At 64.1% G+C, this 13,324-nt stretch carries 10 protein-coding genes; 7 read left to right on the top strand and 3 right to left on the bottom strand.

Annotation, left to right across the window (positions count from 1 at the left end; all coding sequences use genetic code 11):
* Positions 1 to 71 precede the first annotated feature (71 nt).
* Positions 72 to 944: a DUF815 domain-containing protein gene (locus CKO15_RS12115; RefSeq protein ID WP_200196660.1), complete on the top strand. Its 873-nt coding sequence runs from the start codon at positions 72 to 74 to the stop codon at positions 942 to 944.
* 89 nt (positions 945 to 1,033) lie between these two features.
* Positions 1,034 to 2,383: an NADP-specific glutamate dehydrogenase gene (gdhA, locus tag CKO15_RS12110; protein ID WP_200196658.1), complete on the top strand. Its 1,350-nt coding sequence runs from the start codon at positions 1,034 to 1,036 to the stop codon at positions 2,381 to 2,383.
* A 10-nt stretch (positions 2,384 to 2,393) separates the two neighbouring features.
* On the opposite strand, the gene CKO15_RS12105 is transcribed toward gdhA, so the two are convergent.
* Entirely contained in the window at positions 2,394 to 5,423 is a 3,030-nt protein-coding gene (locus CKO15_RS12105; RefSeq protein WP_200196654.1) for a PEP/pyruvate-binding domain-containing protein, read from the bottom strand.
* Complete coding sequence (locus tag CKO15_RS12100; protein WP_200196652.1) at positions 5,404 to 6,720, bottom strand: alginate export family protein; 1,317 nt, start codon at positions 6,718 to 6,720, stop codon at positions 5,404 to 5,406. Before CKO15_RS12100 ends, CKO15_RS12105 begins: the two co-directional genes overlap by 20 nt.
* Before the next feature lie 264 nt (positions 6,721 to 6,984).
* On the opposite strand from CKO15_RS12100, the gene CKO15_RS12095 reads away from it, so the two are divergent.
* From CKO15_RS12095 to CKO15_RS14770, 5 genes are all read left to right on the top strand, one after another.
* Positions 6,985 to 8,163 (top strand): ABC transporter substrate-binding protein, encoded by a 1,179-nt coding sequence (locus CKO15_RS12095; RefSeq protein WP_200196643.1) that lies wholly within the window; start codon positions 6,985 to 6,987, stop codon positions 8,161 to 8,163.
* Positions 8,164 to 8,172: 9 nt separating this feature from the next.
* Positions 8,173 to 9,048: a branched-chain amino acid ABC transporter permease gene (locus CKO15_RS12090; RefSeq protein ID WP_200196641.1), complete on the top strand. Its 876-nt coding sequence runs from the start codon at positions 8,173 to 8,175 to the stop codon at positions 9,046 to 9,048.
* Positions 9,048 to 10,073: a branched-chain amino acid ABC transporter permease gene (locus CKO15_RS12085; protein ID WP_200196637.1), complete on the top strand. Its 1,026-nt coding sequence runs from the start codon at positions 9,048 to 9,050 to the stop codon at positions 10,071 to 10,073. The genes CKO15_RS12090 and CKO15_RS12085 overlap by 1 nt, the downstream gene beginning before the upstream one ends.
* Entirely contained in the window at positions 10,063 to 10,815 is a 753-nt protein-coding gene (locus CKO15_RS12080) for an ABC transporter ATP-binding protein (RefSeq protein WP_200196635.1), read from the top strand. The genes CKO15_RS12085 and CKO15_RS12080 overlap by 11 nt, the downstream gene beginning before the upstream one ends.
* 181 nt (positions 10,816 to 10,996) lie before the next feature.
* The gene (locus tag CKO15_RS14770) at positions 10,997 to 12,406 is read left to right on the top strand and encodes an ATP-binding cassette domain-containing protein (RefSeq protein ID WP_200196632.1); all 1,410 of its coding nucleotides are present in this window, start codon (positions 10,997 to 10,999) and stop codon (positions 12,404 to 12,406) included.
* A 102-nt stretch (positions 12,407 to 12,508) separates the two neighbouring features.
* On the opposite strand, the gene CKO15_RS12070 is transcribed toward CKO15_RS14770, so the two are convergent.
* Positions 12,509 to 13,210, bottom strand: a complete 702-nt coding sequence (locus CKO15_RS12070; protein WP_200196624.1) for an HD domain-containing phosphohydrolase — start codon at positions 13,208 to 13,210, stop codon at positions 12,509 to 12,511.
* Positions 13,211 to 13,324: the final 114 nt, after the last annotated feature.

Genomic DNA, 13,324 nt, shown 5'->3' with positions numbered 1-13,324 from the left:
CCTCTGCCTCTGCCGCAGCCGCCCCGCGCCCCCCGACCGATCCCTCGCCTGATGATCGCTTCGGGTCTCTTATTGCGCGTGCCGAGGGGCTCTTAGAACGCCTCGAGCCTCTGCTACCGCCGCACTCGCCCGCCCCCGACTGGGCCGCCTCCGACGCCTTTCGCTGGCGCCGCCGCGGCGGCACTGGCTATTTAGAGCCGATCCGCCGGCCTCACCGCATCGACCTTGAGGCCTTACACGGCATCGCGCCGCAGCGCCAAGTCCTAGAGCGCAACACCCAACAGCACCTCGCCGGCCTGCCGGCCAACAACGCCCTGCTCTGGGGCGCCCGCGGGACCGGTAAATCTTCGCTGATCAAGGCGCTGCACAGCACTTATCGAGCGCAGGGGGGGCGGATCATCGAGATCGAGCCCGAGCACTTGATCGATCTGCCCGATCTGCTCGATCTGCTCGCCGAGCGCCCCGAACGCTTTATCCTCTTCTGCGACGATCTCTCCTTCAATCATAGCGATCAGCACTACCGCGCCCTCAAGGCCGTACTCGATGGCTCGCTGAGTGCCAGCGCCGATAACGTACTCCTCTACGCCACCTCGAACCGTCGCCACTTGATCCCGGAGCAGCTGCGCGATAACGAGCAGAGCCACCTGCAGGGGGGCGAGATCCACCACAACGACAGCATCGAGGAGCGCATCTCGCTCGCCGAGCGCTTCGGCATCCGGCTCGCCTTCCACCCCTTCGATCAAGAGCGCTACCTGGCCATTTGCCGCAACTGGCTCCGTGAACTCGGCGACCCCGACCCCGATGCCGCGGAGGTGCACCGAGCTGCGCTGGCCTACGCCCTCGATCGTGGCTCGCGCAGCGGGCGGGTGGCTTGGCAGTTTGCCCGCGACTGGGCCGGACGCACACGGCTCGAATGCGCTAACATGGTGCAGCGTGAAGACTAGGAGCTATAAGGCGACAAACTATAAGACTCGAAGCGTTGAGACTACGAGCTACCAAACCAACAGACCCACAAACCCAGGAGCGTGAACGGATGTCGGCACGGCTCGATGAGAGACTAGAGCGGATCTATCAGGAAGTCACTCACCGCAATCCCGGCGAGAGTGAGTTCCATCAGGCGGTACACGAGGTGCTTGAGACCCTCGGCCCGGTCGTTGCGAAGTACCCAGAACTGGCCGAGCACAAGGTCATTCAACGCGTCTGTGAACCCGAACGTCAGATCATCTTCCGCGTCCCCTGGCAAGACGACCGCGGCGAGATCCACATCAACCGCGCCTTCCGTGTCGAGTTCAACAGCGCCCTCGGCCCCTATAAGGGGGGAATGCGTTTTCACCCCTCGGTCTACCTCGGCATCATCAAATTCCTCGGCTTCGAGCAGGTCTTTAAAAACGGCCTAACCGGTATGCCGATCGGCGGCGGTAAAGGCGGCAGCGACTTCGACCCGAAGGGACGCTCGGATGACGAGATCATGCGCTTCTGCCAAAGCTTGATGACCGAGCTCTATCGCTACTTAGGCGAGTACACCGACGTCCCCGCCGGCGATATCGGCGTCGGTGAGCGCGAGCTTGGCTTCCTCTTCGGGCAGTATAAGCGCATCACCAACCGCTACGAGTCCGGCGTACTGACCGGTAAAGGGCTCGCTTGGGGCGGCAGCTGCGCACGCAAGGAGGCGACCGGCTACGGTACGGTCTACTTCCTGCAGGAGATGCTCAAGGCGCGCGGTGACGATCTCGACGGCAAGACCTGCGTCATCTCCGGCTCCGGAAACGTTGCCATCTACGCCATGTCCAAAGCAATGCAGCACGGCGCTAAGGTCATCGCCTGCTCCGACTCCGCCGGCATCATCGTCGATGAGCAGGGGCTCGACCTAGCGCGCATCAAGCGCATCAAAGAGATCGAACGGCGGCGCATCTCCGCCTACGCCGACGAGGTCTCCAGTGCCCGCCACATCGCCGGCGGTAACCTGTGGGAGATCCCGTGCGATGTCGCTCTGCCCTGTGCCACCCAGAACGAACTAGACGGCAAAGACGCCAAGCGGCTGATCGAGAACGGCTGTATCGCCGTCGCCGAGGGCGCCAACATGCCGACGACCCCCGAGGGCGTGCGCCTCTTCCAAGAGGCGAAGATCGCTTACGGACCGGGCAAGGCGGCCAACGCTGGCGGCGTTGCCACCAGTGCTCTGGAGATGCAGCAAAATGCCAGCCGCGACTCGTGGACCTTCGAACACACCGAGCAGCGGCTGCGTGAGATCATGATCGACATCCATCGCAACTGCCACGAGACCGCCGAGGAGTTCGGCATGCCGGGAGACTACGTCTCGGGTGCGAACATCGCCGGTTTCCTTAAGGTTAGCAAGGCGATGATGGCGATGGGGGTGATCTAACGATCTAGCCTCACCGCTCACCCCCCTCCGGATCCCCGATCCTCTGCGGATCCTCGGACGACGGCGGCCGCCAGCAGAGTAGCCGCTGCTCGACGATGTCGCTGACGACCCGCAGCCCCGGCGCGGGGATGCGGAGGTACTCAATCGCGGCGGCGACCTGCGGGTCGTCGCTAGCGGTCGGGTCGTCTTCGCCGACCGCCTCAGTCGGTGTCGGTGTCGACGATTCCGATCGGGGCAGGCGGTGGATTGGCCGCCACTGCGCCAACCACTCGGGGTGGTAGCTGCACCCGGCCTCGCTCGGAAAGAGGGCGACGTAGGCGATCCGCGACTCGACCAGATCCTGAAAGAAGTGTGAGCCGTAGGAGAGATCCGGCACCATGCCGCCGCCGAGTTCGGCGACCTCGACGAGCACGGCAACGCGGTTGATATCGGCAAAGCGCACCGGTACGCCGAGCTCCGGCGAACTCGTCCCCCAGCGTCCTGGCCCAATCAGCATCGTACGACTCTGCTCACCGGCCGGCTGCTGGCGATTGATCGCCCCGACGATGCGCGCTACGGCGTACTTTTGCGCCTGATTGAGAGCGGCGTAGCGCTGCGGGTCGATGCGCACGATGCGCTCAATGGCCAGATCGACATTGCCGCCCATAAAGCTCCCCTGGGTCGCGAAGAGCACGCGATCTGCGGTGATCTCGGCAGCATCCGGCCACGGCTGCGGGCGCTCGCTGCCGAGGGTGGCCAGCGGGCGGCACTGGACAAGATTGAAGTCGGCGACCGCCCCGGTGCCGCTGCCCGAGTCGGCCGGATCTGTAGCACGGTCCGCACGCCCTACCGGCGTCGGCGCTGCAACACTGCCCGCATTGGCCGCACTGGCCGCAGCGCCGGGGTCAGCGGTGCTCAGGTGGAGCGTCAGCTCGATATCGACCGGGTGCCCGTAAGCCTGCTCAAGGGTATTGAGCAGGCCGCGCACCATCTCGACCCAGGCGGTGTTACGCAGCAGCGGGGCGAAGGTCAACCGCCATACCGGCGCCCGCTCACCGATCGCCCGGGCACGCGCACTCGCCTCACGATCGGTCTCGCCTAAGGCGGCCAGCGGCCACTGCGGGGCGTGCTGCTGGAGCTCGCGCAGCGGCAGCGTAGTGAGGCGGTTCTCGGCGATATCGAGCAGATCGACCTGGTGCTGCGTGTAGCGATAGAGCGCTTCGCGATCGGCGTAGGGCCGCTTGTGCGGTTGATCGAGGGCGACGACACAGGCGTGATCGCCGCCGATGCGATCGACCGCCCGGGTACCGAGACCGGCGACGAGGCGCAGCATCCCGGCAGCCGGGTCCATCTCCCGATCCCAGACAAAGGCGTTGCGCGAGACCCCGACCGCAGCCGCATCGGGGAAGTAGTAGCGGCCGTGGTAGCGGCCATTGACCCGCTGCAGCAGCAGCGCCATCGGCTCTTCGTGCTGTGCCAAGCCGCGTTGCTGGCGATAGACCAAGGCGTCCTCGCTCATCGTCGAGGCGTAGACCCGGCGAATCGCCTCTTCGAGCTCGGCCAGGCGCGCCTCGGGGCTGCCCTGATTGACGCAGAAGACGCTCTCGTACTTGCCGGCAAAGGCGCTATCGAAGCCGTCCTCATGGAGGCTGCTGGAGCGGACCAAGATCGGATACTGGCCAAAGTAGTCGAGCACCCGCTCGAGCTCCAGGCGCACCTCACCCGGCATCTCGCCGCTGCGCATCGACTCGGCGAGTGCCTCTCCCTCGGCGTAGTAGGCACCGCTCTCGCAGCGATGACGCATCAAACGCGGCCACCAACCGTTGTGCACCAAGTAGGCGTAGTAAACATCGGAGCCAACATAGAAGGAGTCGTGCGGCTCCATCCGCTCGACCCAGTGCCGCGGCGCCTCCCGCTCGACGATCTTGCGCGCCAGCAGCATCCCTACCGCCTTCCCACCGATGCTCCCGCTGCCAATCATCCGGGCGCGCACGGCGAGCAGATCCTCCAGTGTGAGGTAGCGGCGGGCAAGCGCCTGCATCCGCTCATCACGGCTGATTAAGATCTCCAAGATCTGCAGCCGCACCCGCTCGCAACGCTCACGCTGCTGCCGATCGGCGGCGACGTGCGCCGCTCGCCCCTGCCACTCGCGCTGTGCTGCCAGCGCCTCGGAGGCGGTCAAAAAGAGCCGATCCCAGTAGTCGAGCAGCCGCCGCTGAGCGCTGCGCTGGCGCTGCTGCGCACGCTCGAGCGCCGCCTGCAGGCGAATGGCGGCGTGGCTGTCGGTCACCGGGGTTAAGCGCTCACCCTCCCAGCGGTGCGGCAGGAACATCGTCGGTGAGGCGCGCTGCCAGACCTTGACCGGCTGGACGTGGGTCTGGCCGGTGGCACAGCGCACATCGATCAACACCTGGGTGGTCGAGCGAATCCGCGAGAGGGTGGTCGGCGAGTGGCGCTGTGGCAGTAGCGCGAAGTAGGCGACCGTATCGAGCTCGAAGAGGTAGGGGCAGACGACCCGAAAAAAATTACCGACCATGGCGTCAGTCGCCCACGCCTCAAGCAGATCGGAGAGGCAGTCGCAGACGTAGAAGGCACCGCGGCCGTAGTCACTGATCAGCTGATAGACCCGCCGAGTAAAGCCCTCGAAGCCGCCGAGGGCGTCGATCTCGACCACCCGAATCGCCGTACTCGCCGCGTTCGCCGTCAGCAACGGCGGGTGCTGGCCGTAGCGCAGATAGACGATCGTCCGCCCCTGCCCTTCAGCGGCTGCGACAAACGGCTCGACGACGCGCCGGTAGTCGGCTAAGTCGTCGACCTGCCAAACGACGTTATCGCCGATGCGCAGACCGTCGAGCACTTCGTCGAGCGCACTGAGCCCGGTCGAGACGAAGTGCTCGGCGGGGGGCCAATCCTCGTCCTCGTTTCCCTCGTTATCCTGCCGCAACTCCGGCGGCTGCTCGTGAGACTGTTGCTGCCCCTGCCGTCGCCGATCATCGCCGGTTGCGGCAGGGGCAGCCGCGGCCCCAGAAGAGGGTGGAGCCTCAGAAGGTGTAGTCGACATGCGCACGCACGAAGAGGCCGTCGTTGGCATCGTCGAGGTAGTAATCGCCAGCGCTTAGATGCTCAATCAGCAAGTGGCCTCCGAACTGCTCGCTAAAGCGCACCCCGAGCAGTGCGGTAGCCAGCTGACCACGTTCACTGCCTTCGCCCGGACCATCCTCCTCATCGGCCAGCAGCCAGTGGTAGCGCAGCTGCAAAGAGGCCCCGCTGAAGGGCGTCAGGTCGAGCCCGAGGAAGGGCGCGTGGAGGTTGCTCCAACCAGCCACCCCGTGCTCAGCGCCGACGTAGGAGTAGATGTAGAGCTCGCTGAGCTGCGGCCAGCGCGAGAAGACCGGATACCACCCCTCGTTATCGGCGCTCTCCGGATCGTTCCCGGAGAGGTAGTAGTAACCGCCGTGCAACGCCGGCGCCAGCGCAGTGGTCACATCGGGGCGATAGGTGGCCGAGGCATCGAGCATCCGCCCCTCGAGATCGGCCGTACCGTGCTCGCCGTACTGGGTGGCCAGCTCAACATTGAACGCCCAGCGCCCAAACTCGGGGAAGAAGCGCGCCCCGACGGTGTGGAACTCCGCACTCTCAGCCCGGTCCTCCTCCTTGTAGATCCAGTAGTACTCAAAGGGCCACTCATCGTTGCTGAGATTGCGCCCGTAAAAGCCGAGGGCGGCCTCATCGTGCTCAATCACCGTCAGACTCGGCTGACTGTTGAGGGTGAGCGAGTCGTCGTCCTCGTTGTAGAGGGCGAGAAAGTCGATGGTGTGCTCCGGATCGAAGGCCAGTCGCGCCTTCACCGCGTTGTAGAAGAGGGTGCGCGAGCCATCAAGCGGCGTGCCGTTGAGCAGAATCCGTCCGGTGCCGTAGATCAGCTCCTGGCGGCCGATGCGCAGATCGATGCGGCCGCCGGCCAATCCGGTCCAATCGACGTAGAGCAGATCGGGGATCACCTCGGAGAGCGGCTCTTGCTCCTCGGCGTTGCCCGCGGCCCGCCCTTGACCGTAGAAGCGAAACTCGTTCATCAGTCGTGCTCGAAACTCCAGCTGTTCGTGCGGGCGGTAGGCGACCCAGGCGCGGGTGCGGGTGCGGGTGAAGAGCTGATCGATCTCGATTGGGCCGCTCGCCGCACTGCCGGCAGGCACCTCTTTGACCTCGACCATCCGCAGCCGCAGATCGCCGCCCCACTCCCATTCGCTCGCCGCCGCGACATCGGCGCCGAGCACACTCACACCGATGAGGCCGCTAAGCGCCCCGCTGAGGAGCCACGTCGTCCGCTGCGAAGTCGCACCCGCTAGACCACCCGCCATACCGCCCTCCTCCCGTTGTTTTTATATTCAGCTGTTATGCTCTGACGCGTACCACTGCTGGCACGCGCTGTAGACCTTTCTCAAAGTGTGCGCCTAAACCTACGCAGGCGCCCGCTCGAAGTAAACCACTGGGACCAAGTGCCTCGCTCTCTTGGCGCCTTGCCTCGATTGTGGTTTGATTAGCGGGCTTTCCGGGATCGACCGCCGGAGGTGGTCACGTTGTCGCCCGGTTCATTCAGCCCATCGCTCGCTTAGAGGTGCCTCATGCGGACGCTCTCCCGTACCCCTGCCCGTACCTTGGCTCGCCGGACCTTGGCTCTGGTCGCCGCACTCGCCTGCGGCGGCTTGACTGCGCCACTGCTCGCCGCTGATCCGATCCGCATCGGCGCCTTCGTCTCAGCGACCGGACCGGCCTCGCTGCTCGGCGACCCCGAGCTCAAGACCCTCGAGCTCTACGTCGAGAAGATCAACGAGCAAGGCGGTGTGCTCGGGCGTGAGCTTGAGCTAATCCACTACGACGACGCCGGCCGCGCCTCGGAGGCGCGCCGCTACGCCAACCGCCTGCTGCGCTCCGATCGGGTCGATCTGTTGATCGGCGGCAGCACCACCGGCACCACTATGGCCGCCGTACCGCTCGCCGAGCGCGCCGGTCGGCCGCTGATCTCAATGGCCGGGGCGATCGAGATCACCGAGCCGGTGCGCCCCTGGATCTTCAAGACCCCGCAGACCGATCGGATGGCCGCCGAGCGCGTGCTGGAGGATATGCAACAGCGCGGCATCGAGCGCATCGGCCTGATCTCTGGGACCGACAGTTTCGGGCGCTCGGGACGCGAACAGACCCACGCCATCGCCGCCGACTACGGCATCGAGATCGTCGCCGACCGCACCTACGGTCCGCAAGACACCGACATGACCTCGCAGCTGACGCGCATCCGCAACACCGAGGGCGTCGAGGCCGTCTTTAACTTCGGCTTCGGTCAAGGGCCGGCGATCGTTACCCGCAACTACGCCCACCTCGGCATCGAGCTGCCACTCTATCAATCGCACGGTGTCGCCTCCGATCGCTTCCTGGAACTGGTCGGGTCAGCCGGCGAGGGCGTCCGTCTGCCGGCCTCGCCGCTGCTCGTACCTGATGCGCTTCCCGAGGACGACCCGCAGCGCCCCGTGGTCCAAGCCTACAAAGAGGCGTACGAGGCGCGCTGGGGCGAGTCGGTTTCGACCTTCGGCGGTTACGCCTACGACGCTTTGATGCTCGCCGTCGAGGCCATGGAGAAGGCCGGCACCACCGAACCGGAGGCGGTGCGCAGCGCCTTGGAGCGTATTGAGGGCTTCGTCGGCGTCACCGGCACCTTCAACCTCTCGCCGGAGGATCACAACGGCCTTGATCCCAGCTCGTTCCGTCTGCTCGAGGTGCGTGACGGGCGCTGGCACCTGGTCGATTAAGAGGTCACGATGCTCGCTGAGTTTCTCCAATACTTGATCGCCGGGGTGACCATCGGGGCGACCTACGCCCTGGTGGCCCTCGGCTTTACCTTGGTCTACAACGCCAGCCACGTCATCAACTTCGCTCAGGGCGAGATGTTGATGATCGGCGGCATGGCGACGGTCGCTCTGCTGGCACTCGGGGTGCCCCTACCGCTGGCCATCGCCCTGGCTATCCTGACCGCCGCCCTGCTCGGCCTGCTGCTGCACCGGCTGGCCATCGCCCCGGCGCGTCAGGCCGATGTCGTGACCCTAATCATCATCACCATCGGGGCGGCAATCTTCCTGCGCGGCATCGCGCAAGTGATCTGGGGGCGCGACTACCACTCGCTGCCGTCGTTCAGCCAGCCAGAGGCGATCAACCTCTTTGGCGCGACGATGTATACCCAGAGCCTCTGGGTGCTCGGAATCAGCGCCATGGTAGTCATCCTGTTGGCACTCTTCTTTGCCCGCACCGCCGTTGGCCGCGCCACCCTTGCCGTCTGTATGAATAAGCGCGCCGCACGTCTGATGGGGGTGCGCGTCGAGTGGGTCTTGACGCTGGCCTTTACCCTCGCTGCCGTGCTCGGGGCCATTGCCGGCGTGGTCGCTGCGCCGATCACCCTAACGAGCTACGACATCGGCATCATGTTGGGGCTGAAGGGCTTTGTCGCCGCTGCCATCGGCGGGCTCGGCAGCGGCGTCGGGGCGATTGTCGGCGGCTTGCTGCTCGGGATCAGCGAGGCGATGACCGCCGGTTACCTCTCCTCCGACTACAAGGATGCGGTCGCCTTCTTGTTGATCCTGCTGATTCTGCTCTTTATGCCACGCGGGTTGTTCGGAAGTCGTGAGGCGGAGCGCGTTTAATGGTTATACCGCGTTGGATACCCGGTAAAGTCAGCGGGATGCCGCTGCTGATTGCGGTTTTACTGCTCTTCCCGCTGACGACAGGCAACGAGTTTCACCTCGATATCGCCACCCAGATGGCGCTGATTGCAGCGACCGTTGTCGGCCTCAACCTGCTCGTCGGCTACGCCGGTCAAGTCAGCCTCGGCCACGCCGCCTTTTTCGCCATCGGCGCCTACGGCAGCGCGGTGCTGACGAGCACCTACGGTTGGAGTGCCGTGCCGGCCCTGCTCGGTAGCGCAGCACTGGTGGCAGCGATCGCCTGGCTCTTCGGGCGGCCACTCCTGCGCCTAAAGGGGCACTACCTGTCGATGGCGACCCTCGGCTTCGGCATCATCGTGGCGATCGTGATCAATAACGAAGGGTGGCTGACCGGCGGCCCCGACGGCATGGCGGTGGCCCCCTTCTCGATCTTCGGCTTCGAGCTCAGCGTCTTTGACGACTACACGCTGTGGGGTGTGGAGGTCACCGGTGCACTGCTCTGGTACGTCGTTGCCGCCTTCCTGCTCGTCGTAGCCGTCTGGATTGCCCTGAATATCATCGATTCGCCGATCGGGCGGGCGCTGCGAGCAGTGCACGGCTCCGAGGTCGCCGCCCGCGTCGTCGGCGTCGATACGGCACACTATAAGTTGATGATCTTCGTGGTATCGGCCATCTACGCCAGCGTGATGGGCAGCTTCTACGCCCACTACACCGGCTTCATAACGCCGGAGCTAGCCACCTTCGAGCACTCGATTGAACTGATTACCATGGTGGTGCTCGGCGGTATGGGCTCGACCTTCGGGGTGATCATCGGCGCCGTGCTACTGCTCCTGCTGCCGCAGCTGCTCGCCGATTTTCAGCAGTACGAGATGCTGCTCTTCGGGCTGATTCTCATGCTGACGATGATCTTCATGCCGAAGGGGCTGCTGCCGACCTTGTGCCAGCTCTTCACCAGGGTACTGGATCGATCACGGTTGTCGGCTCGGAGGCGCGATGAGACTTGAGGTGAAGGGACTATCGAAGGCCTTCGGCGGCGTTCACGCCGTCGATGAGCTCGACTTTACGGTCGAGCCGGGACAGATCTATGCGGTCATCGGCCCGAATGGTGCCGGGAAGACGACCCTCTTTAACTTGATTAGCGGCATCTACCGCCCCGATTGCGGCGAGATCCGCTTAAACGACGAACGGGTCACCAACTTACCGCCGGAGCAGTTGGCCGCGCGCGGGATGTTGCGCACGTTCCAGCACATGCAGGTCTGCATGAATATGAGTGCGCTGGAGAACGTCATGCTCGGACGCCATCTGCACACCGTGCGCGGCTTTTGGTCAGCCCTGCTGCGCCTGCCGCAACTACGGCGCAGCGAGCAGGCGTGCCGGGAGCAGGCGGCGGAACTGCTCGAATTCGTCGGCTGTCACGACTACTTAGAGAGTGCTGCCAGCGCCCTGCCCTACGGCGCCCTAAAACGATTGGAGATTGCCCGCGCTCTAGCGGCTAAGCCCGGCATCTTGCTGCTTGATGAACCAGCCGCGGGGCTGAATACGACCGAGACCGCAGCGCTCGAGCGGTTGATCGCCTCCATCGCCGCCGACGGCATTACGGTCGTCCTGGTTGAGCACGACATGAAGCTGGTGATGTCGATCTCCGAGCAGGTACTGGTGCTCGACTACGGGCGCCGTCTAGCCGTGGGCACTCCCACCGAGGTCCGGCAAAATCCGGACGTAATCGCCGCCTATCTGGGCGGCTGAGTTAGGAATCGTGGAACGGGAATATACCGGGCTAAGCCGAACCAAGATGGGCGAAGAAGCGACACAGGGGAACCAATAGAGGTTCGACGGCGGACCTGAAGGTGAAAGATTGGTCTTGCCTCGGCTGGCCTAGTAGCGCGAACGCGACCGCAGAACTGTTTTTTCGACGAGGACTGGTTCGATGGGTGAGCAGCAACACGATCACGATGCGCGTGAACGCGCGATAGAGACGATCGTCCATGAGCACCTGAGCCTGTGGCGGGTGATTCTGCTGCTCGACCGGCTGCGCCACGACATCGAACAGGAGCCGCACGAACCCGATGAGGTGTTGCTCAGCGCTATCCTCGACTACTTTGAGCACTTCTCCGAGCGGGTACAAAGCGCGCCGGACGAGATCCTGCTCTTCAGCTGCCTGCGCCAGCGCTCCCCGGAGCCCTTTCCGGAGCTCGATGCCCTAGAACGCGACTATCTCAGCGCCCACGAAACGTTACAGCAGTTGCGCCGGCAGCTCCATCGCTGCGTGGAGGCGTGGCCGCACGAGCGCGAAGCACTGAGTGAAGCGCTGCGCCGCTTCAGCGAACATCTGCGCCACCACATCGAGCAGGAGGAGACGCTGGTCATCCCGCGGGCGCGCCAATGGCTCGAAGCGAGCGATTGGGAAAGGATTGTCGCAGCTAAAGATCAGTACGACGATCCGCTCTTTGGCGAGCGGGTGCGGGAGGAGTTCCGCGAACTGCGGCAACACATCATCCACATCGCCCCGGAGCACGTCGGCGGGCTGGGGATACGACACGAGACCCGCCTCGATCCGGCTGAGTTCGCTTCGGTCGAGGGGGGTGAGGCCCATGGTGGGCAAGCGCCAGGCGAATCTCCGATTCGTGAGCCGCTGCTGCAGGCGCACGGGGTATCAACCTCTTACGGGCGGATTCAAGCGCTCTACGAGGTCGATATCACCATCAATCGCGGCGAGATCGTCTCTTTGGTCGGGGCCAATGGCGCCGGTAAGAGCACACTACTGATGGTGCTCTCGGGGCTGCAGCCGCTCGACCGGGGAGAGATTCACTACGCCGGATGCGATATCACGCGCGCGCCTGCACACGCCCGCGTCGGCCAAGGCATCGTACAAGTTCCAGAGGGCCGGCAAGTCTTTCGCGATATGAGCGTGCATGAAAACTTGCTGATGGGGGCCTATCGGCGCGGCCGCGACCCACAGGTGTTCGAAGATCTTGATCGGCTCTACGCCCGCTTTCCGATCTTACGGCAAAAACAGCGCCAGCTTGCGGGGATGCTCTCCGGAGGGCAGCAACAGATGTTGGCAATCGCCCGGGCGCTGATGGCAGCCCCCCGCCTGCTCCTGCTTGATGAGCCGAGCATGGGGCTTGCGCCTTTGATTGTCGAGGAGATCTTCGAGATCCTCAGCGAACTGAACCGCGAGGGCATTACCCTCTTTCTGGTCGAGCAAAATGCCTCGCAGGCACTGGCCATATCGGATCGCGGTTACGTGCTGGAGGCCGGGCGTGTCGTCCTCTCCGGCAGTGGGCAGGCGTTGCTGGATGATGAGCAAGTGCGCGCCGCCTATCTCGGAATATAGCGCCTCTCAGGGGCTTTACCAGGTATAACGCCCGTCCGGTGGGGCAAAGGGGCACCCCTTTTCGAGGCCCCTTCACGCTCCTTTGCTGAAGCGAGTCAACCGCTACGCGGGCAGCCCTCTTTCCGCCTCTTCAAACTCGTGCAGGCGCTTTTCTAGAAAACCCCAGTCGGTCAGAGATTCACTGCTCAGTACGGACAACCCGGGCTCACGGCTCACGTGGACCAGACGTGGAGGATCGATATACTCTTGGCGCTCGGCATCGTAGACAACCCGAACGAGCGGCTTCGCCGAGTTCTCTCGGCTGACGTTCTCAACAACACCAATCTTCCCGTTGCTTAGCCTCACGATCGACCCGGGCGGGTAGACTCCGATGCACTTGATAAAGCGCTTAAAGAGATTCTGGTCGAACTTCGTACCCGCGTCAGCCATGATTCGCTTCAACGCTTGTGTCGGGGTCATACCGTCCTTATAGCAGCGCACTGCGGTCAGCGCATCATAGACATCGACAATCGCAGCGAGACGCGCCTCGAAGGGGATCTTCGACTCCGGCAGAGCGTCTGGATAGCCGCCACCGTCGATGCGCTCATGGTGCAGGCGCGCGACCTTCAGGGCCGTCTCGGGGATGCCCGGCGTCTCAGTGAGGATCTGATAGCCGTGGGTGGAGTGCTTTTTGATCTCCTCATACTCACCCTCGGTTAGCGCCGATGGCTTTTGCAGAATCTCGCTCGGCACCCGCACCTTACCGATATCGTGCAAAAAACCTGCTATTCCCAGAGTGCGCACCTGGTATTTGGTCTTGCCCACCAACAGTGGACACCTCAATAGCTACCATTCGACGAGGTGATCCATGACGAGGCAAGCTACCCCGATGAGTAAGAGCAAGACGAAGCCCAAGCGCACGCGCTACAGCCAGGCATA

The sequence above is a fragment of the Halorhodospira abdelmalekii genome (genome assembly GCF_016583625.1).
In the GTDB taxonomy this organism is placed as follows: Bacteria; Pseudomonadota; Gammaproteobacteria; order Nitrococcales; family Halorhodospiraceae; genus Halorhodospira; species Halorhodospira abdelmalekii.
The sequence above is the reverse complement of the archived record's forward strand: the minus strand, read 5'-3'. Positions and strand labels throughout refer to the sequence as shown.

Coding starts and splice junctions, on each gene's coding strand:
- gdhA (WP_200196658.1), top strand. CDS start 1,034: ATGTCGGCACGGCTCGATGAGAGACTAGAGCGGATCTATCAGGAAGTC.
- CKO15_RS12105 (WP_200196654.1), bottom strand. CDS start 5,423: ATGTCGACTACACCTTCTGAGGCTCCACCCTCTTCTGGGGCCGCGGCT.
- CKO15_RS12100 (WP_200196652.1), bottom strand. CDS start 6,720: ATGGCGGGTGGTCTAGCGGGTGCGACTTCGCAGCGGACGACGTGGCTC.
- CKO15_RS12095 (WP_200196643.1), top strand. CDS start 6,985: ATGCGGACGCTCTCCCGTACCCCTGCCCGTACCTTGGCTCGCCGGACC.
- CKO15_RS12090 (WP_200196641.1), top strand. CDS start 8,173: ATGCTCGCTGAGTTTCTCCAATACTTGATCGCCGGGGTGACCATCGGG.
- CKO15_RS12085 (WP_200196637.1), top strand. CDS start 9,048: ATGGTTATACCGCGTTGGATACCCGGTAAAGTCAGCGGGATGCCGCTG.
- CKO15_RS12080 (WP_200196635.1), top strand. CDS start 10,063: ATGAGACTTGAGGTGAAGGGACTATCGAAGGCCTTCGGCGGCGTTCAC.
- CKO15_RS14770 (WP_200196632.1), top strand. CDS start 10,997: ATGGGTGAGCAGCAACACGATCACGATGCGCGTGAACGCGCGATAGAG.